Origin of the sequence: Pengzhenrongella sp. (genome assembly GCF_036565025.1) — a bacterium.
GTDB lineage: Bacteria > Actinomycetota > Actinomycetes > Actinomycetales > Cellulomonadaceae > Pengzhenrongella.
The window spans coordinates 1-17,256 of record NZ_DATCNW010000474.1 but is presented as its reverse complement, the minus strand read 5'-3'; the positions used below and the strand labels follow the sequence as shown (position 1 = coordinate 17,256).

At 65.0% G+C, this 17,256-nt stretch carries 11 protein-coding genes; 6 read left to right on the top strand and 5 right to left on the bottom strand.

Annotation, left to right across the window (positions count from 1 at the left end):
* From VIM26_RS26495 to vsr, 4 genes are all read right to left on the bottom strand, one after another.
* On the bottom strand, positions 1-3,423 hold the full coding sequence (locus VIM26_RS26495) for a Swt1 family HEPN domain-containing protein (RefSeq protein WP_331956328.1): 3,423 nt from the start codon (positions 3,421-3,423) through the stop codon (positions 1-3).
* Positions 3,424-3,454: 31 nt separating this feature from the next.
* Positions 3,455-6,238 carry a DUF1156 domain-containing protein gene (locus tag VIM26_RS26490; protein ID WP_331956327.1) on the bottom strand — a complete coding sequence of 928 codons (2,784 nt, stop codon included), beginning with the start codon at positions 6,236-6,238 and terminating at the stop codon, positions 3,455-3,457.
* Positions 6,235-6,900, bottom strand: a complete 666-nt coding sequence (locus tag VIM26_RS26485; RefSeq protein ID WP_331956326.1) for a hypothetical protein — start codon at positions 6,898-6,900, stop codon at positions 6,235-6,237. The genes VIM26_RS26490 and VIM26_RS26485 overlap by 4 nt, the downstream gene beginning before the upstream one ends.
* Before the next feature lie 325 nt (positions 6,901-7,225).
* On the bottom strand, positions 7,226-7,609 hold the full coding sequence (gene vsr / locus VIM26_RS26480; RefSeq protein ID WP_331956325.1) for a DNA mismatch endonuclease Vsr: 384 nt from the start codon (positions 7,607-7,609) through the stop codon (positions 7,226-7,228).
* Between vsr and VIM26_RS26475 the strand changes: the two genes are divergently transcribed.
* The 6 genes from VIM26_RS26475 to VIM26_RS26450 all read left to right on the top strand — a co-directional run bounded on the left by VIM26_RS26475 (position 7,584) and on the right by VIM26_RS26450 (position 16,190).
* Positions 7,584-8,921, top strand: coding sequence for a DNA cytosine methyltransferase (locus tag VIM26_RS26475; protein WP_331956324.1), 1,338 nt, complete (start codon positions 7,584-7,586; stop codon positions 8,919-8,921). The genes vsr and VIM26_RS26475 overlap by 26 nt on opposite strands.
* 839 nt (positions 8,922-9,760) lie before the next feature.
* On the top strand, positions 9,761-10,903 hold the full coding sequence (locus VIM26_RS26470; protein ID WP_331956323.1) for a DUF4062 domain-containing protein: 1,143 nt from the start codon (positions 9,761-9,763) through the stop codon (positions 10,901-10,903).
* Positions 10,904-11,128: 225 nt separating this feature from the next.
* Positions 11,129-11,665 carry a hypothetical protein gene (locus VIM26_RS26465; RefSeq protein WP_331956322.1) on the top strand — a complete coding sequence of 179 codons (537 nt, stop codon included), beginning with the start codon at positions 11,129-11,131 and terminating at the stop codon, positions 11,663-11,665.
* Positions 11,666-12,342: 677 nt separating this feature from the next.
* Entirely contained in the window at positions 12,343-13,248 is a 906-nt protein-coding gene (locus VIM26_RS26460) for a nucleotide-binding protein (RefSeq protein ID WP_331956321.1), read from the top strand.
* Between the two features lie 13 nt (positions 13,249-13,261).
* On the top strand, positions 13,262-13,714 hold the full coding sequence (locus VIM26_RS26455) for a hypothetical protein (protein ID WP_331956320.1): 453 nt from the start codon (positions 13,262-13,264) through the stop codon (positions 13,712-13,714).
* A 1,357-nt stretch (positions 13,715-15,071) separates the two neighbouring features.
* Complete coding sequence (locus VIM26_RS26450) at positions 15,072-16,190, top strand: hypothetical protein (RefSeq protein ID WP_331956319.1); 1,119 nt, start codon at positions 15,072-15,074, stop codon at positions 16,188-16,190.
* A gap of 122 nt (positions 16,191-16,312) precedes the next feature.
* Here the strand turns inward: VIM26_RS26450 and VIM26_RS26445 are convergent, their stop codons facing one another.
* A complete protein-coding gene (locus VIM26_RS26445) occupies positions 16,313-16,993 on the bottom strand; it encodes a hypothetical protein (protein WP_331956318.1) in 681 nt (226 codons plus the stop codon).
* Positions 16,994-17,256 lie beyond the last annotated feature (263 nt).

Sequence of the window (17,256 nt, the reverse complement as noted above, 5' to 3'; positions counted from 1 at the left end):
TCAGTACTCCACGTCGTCGAATCGGCTGACATCGAAACGTAGCGTTTCGCTGTTCTCGCGGACTGCACGCCGCGTCTGTTCCGAGAATCCGTCCGAGGTCTCCGCGCGGACCTCGAGGGTGACCTCGAATAGGTCGAGACCAGGCGCTTCGGCGAGCAACTTGAGGACCTCCCGCCCGACTTCGGCGAGCTTGCTCGCGATCTCGGCGGACGGGTCCTCGAGGAGAAAGCGTCCGGTGTATGCGCCGGCGGTGAGGACTCGGCGCGGCTCGTCGGCTAGTCCGCTCTCGCCCGCTCGACGGGTGGACCCGCGTGTACTTCCTGAACTCTCTGGCGTGCCATCGGCGGGATCCGGCATGATCTCGCGTGCGCGTCGAGCCCGCTCCTCCTTCTCACGGATCCGCTGCTGAGTCGCAAGATCCGGCCGGACGAGCAGGGTGGTGTCAAGAACTGGCCCGAAGTCCAGGTCCTCGAACGGCACAGCGAGCCCCGAGAACTCGCCGGTCGCCTCGTCGTAAGTCGTGGCCAGCGCGAACCCCTGCTGCACCCAACCCGCGTCGTGCAGGACGTCGGCGAGCATTCCAGTGAGGACGCGTCGGTCGCGCAACCGCGGCATGTACGTGTAGCGGGTGCAGTAGTCCCACAACTCCCCGACGGAGACGTAGCCGCGATTCCACCGGGCGCGGAGCTCGTTCCCGAGGTAGACGTGCAGTGCGGCCGGCGCGATCTGGGTCATGAGTGCGTCCTCGCGCACGAGCTTGGTGCCGACCCGTACGGCGAGGCGCTTCTCCGAGCCGTCGCACTTGACCTGACCGATCGTGAGCGCTTCGTCCGCCTTGAGCTGGACTCCGTGCAGCGCCCAGATCCAGGTGGCGACGATCTGATCGTCGATGGTGCGGCTGGTCTCCTCGGTGCGCTTGCGTGCCTGGTCGGCGCGTTGTTGCGTGAGGTCGAGTCCGGCGATGTCCTCCATGATCGACCGCCAGGCAAGGTGGCTGCGGACGGTTGACTCGAGGTCCCGCCATCTGGCGTCGTCCGCGGCGAGCGCGACGATCGTGTTGGGCCGGAGTCGAGGCGCCGTCCCACGGTGCTGGAGAAGGTCGAGAGCAAACTTCGCCGCGCGGCTGTCCTTGTCCTTGCCGTTGTGGCGGTACCCGGGCCGAAGCACCACGAGCCGCGCCCCCTCGTCGTCCGCCACATCACCGGTGGACTCGGGGCCGACGACCATCGAAGTGAACTCAGGCGTCGCACCGGACACCGATCGACGTAGCCGGCCGACCACCTCGTCCTCGACTCTCTCGGGCGTGACGTCGCGGGCACGCTCGGACGCGAGTCTGTTGAGAGACGGCTGGGTGTCGTACCAGTAGCGGTCCCCGTCGCGGAAGAGGTGGCTGGAGGTGTTGACCAATCCGTCGAGTGCAGAGGCGAAGTTGCCGACGACGTCCCCCGGCATCGCAACTCCGAGTGCGATCCGCTTGCGGTCGACGCCCTTGCGCGCAGCGTCGAGGGTCGGTGCGGAATCGAGGAACACCGCGCGTGCCACGCGAAGCGTCACCGAACGTCGGCCGAGCAGCGGACGCTCGACATCGACCTGGCGCGAGACGGCGTCTTCGCCGTCGATGTCCCGTTGGACGATCTCGGCCCAGCCCGGGTCGACGTACTGCACGACCTCGCTGCGAGCGCCGGCGGCGTCGAGCGGGACCGAGCCCGGCATGATCATCGGGGATGGGTCCTGCCGCGTCCAGAGTTGGTGGACCACGGTGCTCATGAGGCGCAGCACGCCGCGGGTGCGCTGGAAGCGCTCCAGGGTGGACCAGTCGTTGTAGAGCAGGTCCAGAAGCTCAGGGTGGATCGGGTAGGCGGCACGGATTCGGTTCTCGTACTCCCGCTCTGTGACGCCACCGGGGAACTCGTTGCCGTGGGAGCGGTAGAAGTCCGTGAACCTGCGGGCCGTGGCGTTGATCGCAGCGCTCGCCGCGTTGTCGGGTTCGCGGAACAGCCGGCGCCGCACGATCTCGTACGACTCGTCGCGCGAGGCTGGCGCCCACTGGTGGGCCACCCGGCGCACGATGTTGTCGAGCCGATGCAAAGCCTCGCGTCCATGGTCGCCGCCGATCTCCAGATCGGACGCGTGGATCTCGGCGGACTCCTCGGCGGGAGCGTCCCGACGGACGTCGCTCGCCGGGACGGACACGAGCAGCAGGGCGCCGGGAACGGAGGCGACGGCTTGGGTGAGGGCCTGGGCGAAGGTGAACTGGGTCTCGAAGTCGCCGGCAGGCAGGTCCGTGCGGCCGTAGAGTCCACGCGCGTAGGCGACCCACTCGTCGATGAGGATGATGGCGGGAGAGTAGGTGGTCAGGAGCGTGCGGAGCGCGGCCCCGGGGTTGGTGCCGGTTCGGTCCGCTTCGGCTACCAGGTCGTATCCGGCGCGGCCGCCGAGCTGCCAGGCGAGTTCGCCCCAGAACGTGTTGACGACGGTGCCATCGTCCTTGGTCACTGGCTGACCCGGAGCGATCTCGTTGCCCACGAGAGCGACGCGACGGACCGCGATCCCCGTGGGGTCGGCGCCTCGGAGGAGGTCCTGAACCTCCTGCGGATAGTCGGCGAGCGAGTGCCCGGCGAAGAGGTGCCAGACGGCGAGCATGGAGTGGGTCTTGCCGCCGCCGAACGTGGTCTGGAGGTTGATGACGGGTTGGGCGTTGGTATCGCCGGACACCCGCGCGGAGGCTCGGAGCAAGAGGTCCTTGAGCCCCTCCGTGAGGTAGGTGCGCCGGAAGAACTCGGCCGGCACGGCGTACTCGGCAGCGGTGCCCACCGGGTCGACGGCCACCCGGTAAAGGTCGGCCGCAAACTCCGAGGCTGCAAAGGAGCCGTTCTGTACATCGGGGTGCGGCGGGAGGACCTCGCGCCACGACGGAAGCTCCGCGTCGGCCGTCTCGGGGGTGTTCGAGGCCCGGGCGGCACGGCGGGTCTCGCTCTCATAGGTGCCACGCTGGAGATCGAGACGTCGGCTACGGACCCCGTCGGCCTCACGAGTAGCACCGATCGCTCGGAGCAGACGTTCGGCAGTGTCGAGCGCTCGGTAGGCGTCGTCGGCGCCGAAGGACTCGTTGTGCGCGACCTTGTTGCGGACGTCCACCAATTCGGCAGCAAGGTTGCGCTCCGCCCGAGAGAGTTGCCCGTCGAACGGGAAGCCGAACTCACCGAGCCGCTCGTTGATCACCCGGAGCTGGACCTGGAGATCGAGGGGGTTATAGGTGTCCGGGCGCGTCCGGCCGCGCGTTTCGTCCTTGAGCGACAGCAGCACTGTCCACGGATGCCCCTCGGGGACGAGCGGAGTGAGCACTCTGGCAACGAAGGGCTCCATGATCTCGGCGAGGACGTCGAGCCCGGCGCCCACCTGTTCTTTGTTGCTCAGAGCCACAGTGTGTCCCTCTCCGTTCGTGGTCGATCGGTCACAGGGAGCCGAGGTCGAGGTCGCCCTGGGACGATGCGTTGCCGACGCCTGCGGCCGCCGCAGAGAGAGCGACCCACTCGCTGCCGAGGACGTTGAAAAGTCCCGCGTCCTCACGGTCCTTGTGCTGGGCGAGCTCGTAAATGCGATAGGCAAGCATCTGGACGGACTCCAAGTCCACCCTCCTCCCGGCGGCGGCCATAAGCCGAGCGGCGGCGTCCAGCCCGTCTGTGCTGAGGGTGCGAGCGATGTGGCAGGTGACCTCCCACACGGAGATCCGGTCGTCGTGGACGGGGTCCCATCGCTGGGGGAGGTCAACCGGCCGAATGAGTCGGACGACACCCTCTCGTGCGACGAGAACCCCACCCGCCTCGAGGCGCTTCACCGGGACGTTGAGGGCGTTGGCCATGTTCTCGGCAGCACCGAAATCTGCCGGCTTCCAGCCGAACTGGGTGTACCAGCGCAAGCAGAATCTGCTGTCCGCGTCGAGGTCGCCGTCCTGCTCCGCGAGCACCTCATCGAGCGCCTGATTAATGAGTGCAAGCGCTGTGCGAACGGTCATCGGTGAGCCATCGGCCTCGACGACGCCTGCGTACCGCGAGAACACCGCCATCCCTGGGCCGATCGTTGCCTGGGCAAGGTCGACGGGGGCGATGGCGCCTTGTTGCATCTCCGCGAGGGCTCTCGGCAACTCGGCCTTGAGCGCCGAGAGGAATCCACGTCGATTGGTGGCTGCGGCGGTCTCATGACGTGTGCGGAGAGCTAGGACGATGGATGAAGCCAAGGCGTTCGAGTCCTTCGCGGTCATGCGCCCCTCGCCCTCGGTGCGCATGGGCCACGTTGCTGTAATTGCCCATCCCGCCCGGATCATTCCTTCCAAAATTGTGGACCATCCGGTTGAGGTATTTCCATCCACGGTCTGTTCCACTTGCTTGAACGCGTAGTAGACCGTGATTGGAAAGTCGTCGCTCGCCGATTTGCGGGCTAGAGAAAATACCTTCTCGAAGCCTTCTTCAAAGAAATTGGCTGCCGCAACCTTTGAACCATGTCGGTATGGGTTTGCGACTAGCTCTTCAGCTTTGGGGACAAGCAGGGTCGAGAGCAAGTCGGGGTAGACGTGACGCAGCGAGCGCCTTAGCCACACGTAGAAGAAGTCGGATAGGTCGGAGTAGCCGATGTTGTCGTAGTAAGGAGGGTCGGTCGAGACGACGAGACCCGAGTAGTTCCTCGATGCAGCGTCAGCCTGAAGGACCCGAGGTGATCCCATCGGAAGTCCAGCGATGACCTGCGATTCTTTGTCGATGATCGTTGCAAAACTCCCGCCGCTGAACCCAAGGATGTTGGATTCGGCGAAGTCCCAAGCCATGGGAATGGCCTGCCGTGCAAAGACCTCACGAAAGGCTCCGCGATCACTCATCCAGGTTGTTATTGCGGAGGTGGTGTTTGTTGTCTTGCTCATGCTCAGGCTGAGGTAGGTTGCGACGGCGTCTGCGTAAGCGAGGGCCGCGGTTCCACCATCGGCCAGGCGGGAGCCATCGGGTTGGCCCGCGGTAAGAGCGTCGGCGAGCACCTGCTCGCGCGCTTCGCCGATGAGATCGCTGAACGTGGTCAACGCCGTCAGTTGTCGGTTCGTAAAGAGATCCGAGAAATCAGTCATGCCGTAGATCGGCGCCTTGATATCGCGAGGGTAATAGCCAATGGAGCCGTCGACACTGTCGAGTGGCCGTTCGATCATCGCCGCCTTCGCGTGCTCATCTGATGGTGCGAGATACACCCGCTGGCGGCTCCCTTCGGCCACGACTGCCATCAGATCGACCCCGATCCGGCCCGAGCAACCCTCTACTCGGATGTACTTCAGTTCAACCGCCGTCCCGCACGCGATGCACAGAGCGCCCGTTCGACCGACCGTCCCGTCAGCGTCCTTGGTCGGTGCGCCGGTCGCGTTGTGTCCAATCGAGTACTCGACGCGCCTCCCTGATGTTGCGCTGGTGTCGGCAACGATCTCGGGCACGACGTAGGCCTCTTTGCCCTTCTTTTTTCCCAGCCACCACGACCGCACGAGTGGCATCCGAATTCCGCAAGCCGGGTTTGGGCACGTTACTGTCCGCGCCCAGATCCAGGCGATGACCGTCGCCTCGGACCCGTCGTAGAGCACGGCCTTCGGGTAGAGGTGCCCAATGCGCTCCTCGGCGCGGTCACGCATCCACGCTCCGTAGCGTCGGACGTCCTCGGCGAGACCGGTGGCGCGCGGCCACTCGCCCAGCTTCGAGTCCGCGGCGCGGGGGAACACCGGCGGGCGTTCGGCGAAGATCGGAGGGATTTCGATGAGCGCCTTGTTGATGAGGACTGCGACCGGGTTGAGGTCGCTCGCGTGCGCCTCAAGCCCGAGCCGCTGGGCCTCCAACGGGATGCTCCCGCCGCCAGCGAACGGGTCGAGGATCGCGGGCGGGTTTCCACCCGTGGACTTGAGAATTTCTTCGTGAGCTTCCCTAAGTAGGCGCTCATCGCCGATGTTCTCCCACTTGACGAGCCGCCGAATGATGCTGTGCAGGCGTTCGCGCTCGGCCTTCTGTTCGGCTTCCGTGGGGAACTGGTCCGGGTGGGACGACGGGTCGTCAACGAGCTGGGCGAAGAGCACGGCCCGCGCTGCGGCGAGCGGGCGTCGGGCCCACCACAGGTGCAACGTGGAGGGGTGACCGTGCCGGATCGACTTCTCGCGCGCGGACTCCCGGTTGATGTCGTCCAGGGGCAGCGAGACTTCGATCAGCTTCCGCGTCTGCGTCACCTGGTATGTCCTTCCCTGGCCCATGGGCCAGTTGCGTTCGTGATCGTTGTCAGGGTAGGTGCCGACGCGACTGTGCGACCGGCTCCCGTGGCGTGTTGGTCATGTCGGCGTGGCAGCAACGCGGAGTGGTGCGGCCGCGTACCGGCGCATCGCGCCGCGATCGCGGATGCTCGATCCAGCGAACCGTCCGAGGTGTCGCGGCATGCGGGCCCCGTTGGCAGTGTCTCCCGGTCGAATGGGCCGAGTGCGGGCTCGTGCACCCGCGCGAGGTAGGCCACGACGTCGTCGGCGATGTGTCCGACCTCGGCCTCCGGCGGTGCGCCTGCGGTCGCAAGGTTCACTGCCCGGGCGAAGTCGTTGACCCGGTCCGCCGAGACGGAGGTTTCCCGGCACGCGGGTGCGGCGACGTCGAGCAGTGCCTGGGCGAGCGACCTGCATCGGACGAACGGCCGGTGCAGGTAGGAGTTCGGCAGGTCCTGTCGGATGAAGGCGCGGATCACCGGCGCGAAGTCGGGGCCGTCGTCGGCGAACTCGGGCCCCGCGAGGCCTCGGCAGCCGTGGTCGGCGATGCGCCGCAGGACGAGCGCCGTGGAGCGATGAAGTGCTTCGAGACAGCCGACGAACTGGCCCGACGCGACGGCACCCTTGGCCGACGCCTGCATAGCTTCGAGGTACGGGAGGAGCTGGCCGTCCCAGCGGAGGGCGGACTCAAACGCTCGACGTCGCTCGCCCGTGAGGCGGATGAACGTGTAGACGAGGTCAGCCGGCTCGGACCCGACGCGGGCATCGTTCGAGTTCTGTGCAGTCTCACGTGCTAACGATGTGAGACCGGCGTTGACCGTCCACTGGTTGGCGTTGCCAAAATTCGCACATGCAGGGCTCTGCGGCTCCCAGTCCCACCTCAACACAACCGCTTGCCCCCCCTGCCCGACGCCTCTCGTCCGGGGAAGGCTATCTGGAAACGCCGACACGCCCCGTCACCTGCGGTTATCGGCGGTCCACCACAGCGCGCCACATGGCCTCGACGGCGTCCGCAGCTTCGACGGGATCGGCGTGCTCCCAGAACCGAAGGACGGTCCAGTCTGCCGATGTCAGGCGCTCGTCGGTCTCGCGGTCGCGGGCGACGTTCCTCGCCAACTTCTCACACCACCAATCCGCATTGCTCGCGGGGTGAGTGGCGTGCTCCGGGCACGAGTGCCAGAAGCAACCGTCCACGAAGACCGCGATGCGGGCACGCGAGAACACGATGTCAGCACGCCGGCGGGGCAGTCCGGGCAAAGCGCGGTCCACCCCGAAGCGCAGGCCGCGGCGATGGAGCTCACGGCGCAGGCGAAGCTCCGGCGCCGTGTCCCGGCGCCGCTGGCGCGACATCCGTGCGGATACACCGACGGTGCTTGGCCGCATGGTCATCGATCCCTTGTCCTTCCCGTCGACTATGGTCCGCCTGTCCAGTGTCCTCCAGCGGCCTCGTGCCGGCGCGCCTCAGGTGAGGTGTCAGGAGCAGCACGTACCGTTCCGTCTCATGGGCACCCCTCGTCGTACTCCGCAGGTAGTCGCGCTCGACGCGGCCGAAGCATCACCTGCCGCGCCGGCGATGACCGTCCTCGACCTCTTTGCCGGGGCAGGAGGCCTCTCGGCTGGCCTGAACGCTGGCGGCTCATTCTCGACGGTTCGGGCTGTCGAGATGGATGTCGCTGCTGCCGCGACCTACGCGCAGAACCACGGCAAGGACAAGGTCTACGTCGGCCCGATCCAGGACTGGCTCCTGGACTCGACAGTCCCCGAGGTTGACGTCATCATCGGAGGTCCGCCCTGCCAAGGCTTCTCGACCCTCGGCAAGCAGGACGTCGAGGACGACCGAAACGCCCTCTGGCTCGAGTACGCACGGACGATCACCAAAGCCAAGCCTCGCTACTTCGTCGTTGAAAATGTCGCGGCGTTCATGAAGTCCCCGCAGTTCGCGCAGTTCCAGGAGGCCATCGAGCCTGGGGGCATCCTCGAGGACTACACGTTCCGGGCCGAGGTCCTCAACGCCGCCGACTACGGCGCCTACCAGGCACGTAAGCGTGCGGTGCTGATCGGGCACCGGCGCGACTTACCAGCGCCGAACTGGCCGAAGGCGACACATCGAGGTGACCACCTCACCGTGCGCAAGGCTCTTCGCGGAGTCGCCCACGAGTGGGACTCGGTGGAGTTGCCCGAGCGCCGCGTCATGTTCGAGGGTTTCGACCTTCCGGGTGCCTTCCGCACGACCGAACTCCATCTGGGTCGGAACTACTCGCCCGTCTCGCTCGAGCGCTTCCGTCATATCCCCGAGGGCGGGAACCGCTTTGACATCCCGTACGGCCTGCTTGCGCCGTGCTGGCGCAAGCACCATTCGGGGTCAGCGGACGTGATGGGTCGACTCCACTGGGATGCGCCGTCGGTGACCGTCCGAACGGAGTTCTTCAAGCCGGAGAAGGGTCGCTACCTGCACCCCGAGGCCGACCGAGCGATCACGCACCTGGAGGCCGCGCTGCTACAGGGGTTCCCGCGCGACTACCTCTGGGTGGGGTCGAAGACATCCATCGCGCGACAGATCGGTAACGCTGTGCCGATACCGCTGGGCCGCGCGATCGGGCAGGTCCTGGCGGAGGCCGCAGGACAGGCGCTGGTTCCGACGGGTAGTGCGGCACCTGCCTGATTAGAGGTCGTCACACACATCTTCGCCCAGCGGAGACCGCCTGCTGCTCCGGGCGCGAGTGTGACTGTCGAGTGCGCCCATTCTCGGCCGGAGCCGACCGGAAGACGTTCCGGCACAGGCGGACTGGCGAGGAGTTCCGTCGATCCATCGAGCTGCACCGATGTCCATGTTCGTCCAGGGCGTACTTAGGCCATCCGTTAGGCAACCCGGACGCAAGAAGGGCCGGTCCGCTTGCGCGTCCCGGCCCTCTGACCTGCTGTTATACCGTCGGGCTGACAGGATTTGAACCTGCGACCCCCTGCAGAGATCCCTCCAGTTTCGGGCGGGACCGACTGCAACCGAGCGTGTCCGAAAAGGACCGATGACCTGCACGTTCGTTGATGATGGCTATCCGAGCGAGTACGAGGGAGTCCGCTCGGGACCGAGGGTTTTTCCCCCGTTAACGCCCCGTGACTTCTCCCCCACTGGATCGCCCGAAGCTCAGCGTGAGCCGCCAAAGGCCTGCCGAGCGGACAAGAGACTCTCGGACGAATTCTAGCGACCAGCTGGGATCGCCGCGAAGGCCCCGTCATGACTTGAGACATGAACCGTCTGGGCTGCCCCCACTGCACTCTCCGCTTCCAACGTTCTCGCCCGCCAATGTACGAAAGGGAGGGTGCAAGCCCGGCACCCCTTCGGCGCGGGCAAGCGCGCAGGTCTGGGCGTGAGGTGCCCCGTGCTAGACGGTGCGGGCTCAAGGCAGCACGACGTCGGCTCGCCACTGTTCAGTCCAGCAGGATGGAGCGCTGCGAGCTGATCGGATCCGTCGCCGCTCCGCTTGTCGTGGTGAACTGGCGCACATGACGGCACCACTGATCATCGACCAGGGTTCGGCCTCACTCCAGGTCACCGACGCAGACCTACGCGCGTGGGCGTCCGGGCGGCGGGTGTTCGTCTCCAGCCTCATCACCGACATGCCCGCGGAGCGGGCCGCCGTGCGTGCCGCAATCGTGAGCGTCGGCGCCACAACGGTGATGTTCGAGGACGACCTCGGCGCTCAAGATGTACCCGCCGACCGCGCCTACCTCGCCGGCGTGCACAGCTCGCAGGTGTACATCGGGCTGTGGGGCGAGCGGTACGGGGTGCGGATGCCCGATGGGTACTCAGCAACGCACGCCGAGTTCCTCGAGGCCGAAAGATACGGCCTACGTCTGTGCCTGTTTGTCCATGCCGAAGGAACCGCGGAGATGGACGGCGGGCAGCGAGACCTGATCGCCAGTGCCCGCAACTCCTACACGACCAGCGGCTGGACCGATCCGGCGGACCTAACCGAGAGAGTGAAGCGACGGCTGCGGGACCTGGCCGCGCAGGAGCTTTCGCCCTGGGTGCGCGTGGGGCGCACGGTCTTTAGGGCCAGGCAGATTGACTACGACGGCCGCTCCATCACCGTGGCCGCCGACGTGCGCAGCAAGGCCGTCCACGCCGAGCTTGACCGGCTCCGCGAGCACCGCTCCGGAGATCTGCCCTTCGCCGCCCCGCATCTCGCGCGACGGGTCCAGGTCGCTGGCTTGGGGAGCCGTACCGTCTCCAGCGCCACCCATCAAGAATCGCTGACCCTGACGGTCCAGGAGCAGCATGGCGTGTCGATGCGCTTCAGCATGAACGGCATGTCAGCGGACGACATCGCACGCCAGACGCTCGAAGATGGCCTCTTCGGGACAGCCACTTCGCGTGAACCGCACTTCCTGCCGGACCCGGTCGACCCCCTCGAGCCGATCCGAGGTCTGGGACTCGACGACACAATCGCGCGGCCCGTCGCGCAACTTCTCATCACCGAGCACCTCCTCACCACCGGGGCTGCGTCGACCGTCGATGCATTCATCCTTGGGCCCGAACGGCAGGGCCGGCGCAACCTCCGTGTCACGTGGTCTCCAGAAAGCCCCTACTTAGATGCACCGGATCCACACCCGATGACCGTCGAGGGGACGATCTCCGGCATCTGACCGGGTCCCCTCGCCAGCGCGCTAGTCCCGCCCGGCCAATGTCACCATGGCTTCCCAACCGACCAACGGCTCGCGCGCTGACCGCGCTCGAGTGGCACGGCGCCGAAACGTCCCGCCAGCGACTTGGGTGGCGGTGTTCGGCGGCCGGGCAGCACGACCATGTCTGGACAGGTCGATGAGCGATCGCCCGCAGTCGACGGCGCGAGTCGTGTGGAATGGAGGGGGATGCCGCCCACCGCACGCCTGCGCCAGAGGTTGCGATTGCTGACCGCCAACGACTTCGACGACAACCGGCAGGCGTCAACCGGCCGGGTAGAACTCCAGTCCATCTGCGATGCGCTCCAGCAAGACGGCACTGTGGTCGAATGCGCCGACGACTTGTTCGATCTGATGGAGCGGCTTGATCACGTGGACCTGGGATCGCCAGGTCCGCTCGTCCACGCCCTCGAAGCGACAAGCCCGGCCTACGAGTTGCTGCTGAAGGCTTCCCTGCGGCGCAAGCCCGGGCCACTTTCAGTGTGGATGGTCAACCGGATCCTCAACGCGGATCGGCCCGAGCGCGCTGAGTGGCTGCAGGAATTGACTATGGCGGCCGATCATCCGCGGGCTTCACAACAGACCCGGCGAGACGCACTGGAGTACTTGCGCCACCAGGCTCAGAGCGGACGCGGTGATGGTGTCATCTCAAAGTACCCGGACCTGCTCACTGAACCTCCCGACCCGCTTGGCTCCGCCGAGTCGGGCGAGGCCCAATGCGATTAATTCGCAAACCCTGACCGCCGCGGCTTGGACTCCCTGTCGTCGTGAGTCGCCGAGTGCGGCCTGACCTCCTCGCCAGGTTTTGAAGTTCAGGGGCGATCCCGCACCAGCTGCCACGGCCCCACCCGTCACACAGCGGTCGTTAAGCATCGCGCGAACGGCCGGTCGTCCAGGTGCACGAGCGCTCCACCAACACGGGGAGCGTGCACTCCCCCGCTCAACGGTTGCGAAAGCGGACGGGGTAGTTCTCGCCCGCCAAGGTGCAATAGGGAGGGTGCAAGCGCGGGACACGCAACCCGGTCCGCGAGGCGCGCAACCTCTTCGTCCACGTCAGCGCAACTCCCGTGTCCCGAAACCATCAGGATCGTATCGGCGCGCGAACCCAGCCCGACGAGCCCGAACTCACTGCCCAGCAACAGCATGTCCTCGACCTCCTCGGCCTGCAGCACAGGGCCTACACAGCCCGCGAAATCAACGAGATAGACCGTGCGAGATGTGCGGAATGTCAGCCCGAACCGCCTCTACTCGCGGGTCTGGCTCAGAGCACAGATCGTTGGTCCGCCGCACATCTCGGACCGGTGCGTCCGGGCCGACCGTCCTCGTGGCGTCGTACTTCGGTCGTAGGCTATTGCTGATGCATCGTCGACTTTGGCGTGTGCTTGGACAGGGCAGGAGTTGGCATGGCCGAACCAGCCGTCGACGCACGTTCCGTTTTTGTTGTGCACGGATGCAACGAGGCGCTCCGCAGGGCAATGTTTGACTTCCTGCGCAGCATCAATCTTTCCCCGATGGAGTGGAGTCACGCCCTGCAACTCACTGGCGAAGGTTCTCCCTATATCGGCCAGGTGCTTGACGCCGCGCTCTCCAGTGCGGCCGCCATCGTCGTCCTGATGACGCCGGATGAGATCGCCTATCTTCAGCCGCAGTTCGGCCACGGTGACAGCGATCCTGAGACGAAGCCCGCAGCCCAGGCGCGCCCGAATGTGCTCTTCGAGGCTGGCATGGCGCTCGGCCGCGACCCGCGCCGCACGGTGCTCGTCGAGGTTGGTCGGGTCCGCCCATTCAGTGATGTAGCGGGACGGCACGCTGTTCGGCTCTCCAACGATGTCGCCCATCGTCAGGAACTTGCCACCCGCCTCGAAACGGCTGGCTGCGAGGTAGACCTAAAGGGCACGGACTGGCACACGACCGGCGACTTCACAGCGCCGTCGCCGCCTGGCGAGAGACTGCCGCTCGGCCGCCGGCTGCCATCCAATACGACCACCCGTAAGGCCATCGACTTCGACCTGAAGTATTTCGACAGGGGCGGGAACCGGATCGGCAAGCTGCAGATCGTCAATCGCGGCACCGAGACGGCGTTCGACGTCGACGTCGCGCTGCCGGGCGATGCCTCCTTGCAGCTGAACGACTTCAAGCCGATCGCGAAGATCCCGGGCGGCGGACGTTCAGTCACGATCGACGTGATCAGTTACCGCCACACGTTCGGCGGTGCTGAGAAGGTGGACGTGTTCGATGTCGGCCTCAGCGCGCGAAGCGAAGCAGGCGAGAGCGTCATCCAGGAGGTCTTCCTGGACACCAACGGGTGAGGAGATCGAGCGAGTGAACGATGAGATTCGAGTCCCCGTGAGTCTGCCGCTGGATTCCGACGGCTTCCTCCGCCGCGAATGCCCCACCTGCGAGCGCGAGTTCAAGTGGTTCAACCAAGAGGAAGGCGACGCCGACGCCGTCAATCAGTACTTCTGCCCGCTCTGCGGCGTCGCCTCACCTACGGACTCGTGGTGGACCACCGCCCAGCTCGAGTATGTGCAGGGCGTCAGCGGACCAGCGATCGACCAGTTCGCGCAGGACATTCTTGCCGACGCCTTTAAGGGGATGAGTTTCAAGCCGAACCGCTCATTCTCGTTCGGCATCGAGGCACCGGACGCCCTCGCGGAGCCGGACGACATGATGATCGTCGAGCCGCCCTGCCATCCGAGTGAACCGATCAAGGTCCCCGAGGAGGACGCGGCCCGCGTGTACTGCCTGATCTGCGGCACGCTATTCAGCACCTGACTACGGAGGCCTTGGGCTGCGCGGATAGCCGTCCGTCACTTGGGATGCTTTCCTTCTTCGACGGAGACTCGCCGCTGATCGACGGATCCTTCGCGATCGACGACCTGGCTGTCCTGTGGCCCAAGAAGCTTCCGAGCAACTCATCAGTCCGGGCCACTTGATGTCGGCGCCGTGGAGCACCTGCACCGCGTTCCGCTCGCCGACGCCTTCCTCCCGGCTAAGAGAAGTACCGACACGAGGGGTCGCCGCACGCACAGACGTTGTCATACAGATCCTCCGTGACGGCGGCCCACGGTCCGCATGGCAGGTCCACGATGGGCGACATGCCCTCGCCCGAAAGCTTTCAGCCGTAGACGGTTGGCCGACTGCGCGCGGAACTTGTGGGCTTGAAATGACTCGATGCCCGTGGCGGTCTACGTCGAGGACCATGCGGACCGTGCCGTCCTCATCCGCCAGTCGCTGGTCGGTGCCGGATACGGACCAGGAATTGACCCCTCCGATGTGCCCGCCGATGAGTTCCCCTTGGTTGCTCGCCAGAGCGGACCCGCCTGTTGATTAGCTCGCCGCCGCCGAGCGCGCCGATGGAACTTGAGCAGGCCCGACATCCACTGAATCGGCGTACCCGGCACTCGGCTCCGCCAACAGCCAGCGGTTGACGACCTCAACGTGGGCAGTGTGCAAGTTCACGCTCGGGAGATGCATCTAGCGACGGGCACGTTCTCGCCCGCCAATGTGCGATAGGGAGGGTGCAGGCGCGTGGCGCGCTGGCGGCGCCAGGCGGTCTGTGTTCCGCGGCGCGGCTGCAACCGGCTTACCGTGCCGGGGCCAACCCAATGAGCAGCGCCGCCGAGGTCACGTAGCAGCGAGGGCATGGTTCGATTCACGATCTGAGCCTTGTATCGATGCCGCCAGTCCACACTGTCTCGTTCCATGCGGCATCGACCTTGAAGTTGGGGTCCGCCCGCCGGCGCTTCGCAGTTGCACCCGTGCTCTTTCGCAAACGGAGCGGGAGGAGCATGATCGGTTCCATGGGCGATGACCCGGGAGTAGGCCACAAGCACGATGAGGTCTTGTGCCCACAGGCAACGATCGTGCCGTTTACCCGAGCTCTGCAGTCAACATGAGCAGCTTCGACGGTTGGACTCGTGGCCCAGTTGAGGCGCCCCCGATCGTTCTTTGTTGCGCTGAGTGCGGGCACAGGGTCAACTATCTCGGATTTCCGACTAGGCCAGTTTTATGCTACGGCGGACACCCCGATAGTGCGCCACTTCGCAAGCACGCTAAGTCGGCGATGTCGAGATTTGAACCGAATGATCCAGCGATCCCGGCTAAGCCGGCGACTTAAGGTTTAGAAACCGTGTCCCTGACGTCAATCGCAGGCAGTGGTGGCAAAGCGCTTGGAGATCGATTCAACCTCGTCAACGTCGTGCCACCCGCAGTCTTCGGCGCCTTCGTAATCGGCCTCGTAAGATCGGGCGCTTACACCGGCTCGTTTCAACCAAGACTAGCTATTCCGAACCTCAAAGAAATCACGACTGGAGGCGCGGTGCTGTTCGCCTTCGCGGTCTTGCTAATAGGTGTGGTGCTGGCACCATTTCAGGTTGCAGTGGTGCGCCTTCTAGAGGGCTATTGGGGCAGCGGCCGTCTGGCCAGACGCCTTAGCGATATCGGCGTTGAATTGCAACGTCGTCGGCTCGCAGCTGCGGACGATGCGATGCGTATCGCTGGCGCTGAACTTCTGTCTCTCAACGCCGATCAAAGCGCGAGTCTATCTGAGCAGTTCGAGCGCAGGAAGAGAAGCGTCCGGATAGTGGCTAACGCCGAACGAGCAAACAGAACAGCTGGCCATATGCCTCTTGCGGAACGCCTCCTCCCTACCTCGCTCGGCAATAATCTTCGAGCTTCTGAAGACAGTGCCGGGCAACAATACGGCTTAACGACAAATGTCGTCTATCCGCGCCTACGAAACTTTCTTTCACCGCGGCTCGACGGAGCGCTAGGCAACATGTTGACGCAACTAGACACCGCATCGGCTCTTTGTGTCTCGTTCTTGATGTCCGCCGTCGCGTCGACTCCGCTGCTCGCTTATGGGTGGTGGGCACTGACGCCTTTACTCTGTCTGCTGCTAGCGGCACTCGCTTACCAGGGCGCGCAAACGGCGGCAAGTTTCCACGGAGATCTGCTCGCGACAGCGTTCGACCTTCACAGATTTGATCTCATGACTGGACTTCATCTTGACCTTCCAACTGATCCGGCCCGTGAAAAAGAAGACAACATCAAGTTGTCGAGCTTTCTGGCGCTGCGTCGGACTCAGAACAGCGGCAACGCCTTTCCTTTTGACTATTCCCATGCACCAACTGCGCAGGACCCAGTATTAGCTATCCCGGTCGAAGAGCACGTTGCCCCGGATCAGGCACAAGGCACGCCGGACGGTCCGGGCGCGGTCGCGCACGATGGCGACTTGGGAGAAGCCTGATTGGTCGGTTAATGACGCGTCTTCCCCGACTTCCCCGGCCCGGGCGCGGATGCCTCGCCCGGCGCTTGAGCCTGCGTCATGCGGAGGCGAGCTCCCGGATGGGGCTCAGTTCTCCCATCACTTCAAGAAGAACCTGAACGACGAAAGGCAACGACGCCGCAAAGTCCTAGAACGTGAACAATGATTGGAGGGTCGGCATCCGTGGCTTGAGCAGGGGCGTCGTCCTCGACCCTTACTCCCCATCCCGCGATCGGGCCAGATGTGACCAGTGGCCATTCTGACGGAATAAGTATGGTCAGACGAGAAATGGCCAGAGTGAGGTTCAGTTCGGTCTCACCACTGAGGAATGCCTGCGTCATATCAATAGTTGCCGACCCCGCTACCACACTTGCCGACAATCGCGGCGTCAGCGGGCCAGTCCATGCAACCGGCCTGGCGGTCCAAAACCAACAGTTCATCGCGTATGGACCATTCGATACCTGACTCGTCTCGCGTGCAATGCCGGAGAGAAGAACCGCAGCGGCAATTAGTACCAGCGGCAAGAGAAGTTCGCGAATCGGCAACCAGGCCTCGGCTTGCCAAGCGACGACTACTGCAGCGACACCCAGCAGAAGCAGCGGACCTCGCCCAGCACCGGATGGCACTGCTGCGCGCAAGGCCCCCAGCACCGCCCAGGCAGCGATCGAACCTGCCACGAAAAGTGGAAGACGGGCCGGTAGTTCCAGGTTGTCGATCGCAGTGCTCGACAGAGTTCCCGCGACGAAGATGACGACCAGCGACGCTGCCACCCGCCTCTTCGTCATCTGAAGTTCCTCTCGTCGGCGCGAGAGCAATTCAACTGGAACATCGCGGACATCACTTCGAACACGCCGAGACCAACGCCTGTTGTTGAGCGACACCGTGGGTGACCACGTGGGGGTGGGTCGGCGTCACTGAGGGTGATCATGCGTTTTGGGCGGCCCGCCGGGGTTGCCCTTTTTTGTTGGCGACGAGAGCGTGATGACGTCCATCGAAGCGCAACGGCCCTCCCTCAATCCTTGGCCGGATGGGAGGACCGTCGCTTGGT

Bases quoted from the DNA above. Each gene is read 5' to 3' on its own strand.
- VIM26_RS26465 (WP_331956322.1), top strand. From the start codon at position 11,129: ATGCCGCCCACCGCACGCCTGCGCCAGAGGTTGCGATTGCTGACCGCC.
- VIM26_RS26445 (WP_331956318.1), bottom strand. From the start codon at position 16,993: ATGACGAAGAGGCGGGTGGCAGCGTCGCTGGTCGTCATCTTCGTCGCG.
- VIM26_RS26470 (WP_331956323.1), top strand. From the start codon at position 9,761: ATGACGGCACCACTGATCATCGACCAGGGTTCGGCCTCACTCCAGGTC.
- VIM26_RS26485 (WP_331956326.1), bottom strand. From the start codon at position 6,900: ATGCAGGCGTCGGCCAAGGGTGCCGTCGCGTCGGGCCAGTTCGTCGGC.
- VIM26_RS26460 (WP_331956321.1), top strand. From the start codon at position 12,343: ATGGCCGAACCAGCCGTCGACGCACGTTCCGTTTTTGTTGTGCACGGA.
- vsr (WP_331956325.1), bottom strand. From the start codon at position 7,609: ATGTCGCGCCAGCGGCGCCGGGACACGGCGCCGGAGCTTCGCCTGCGC.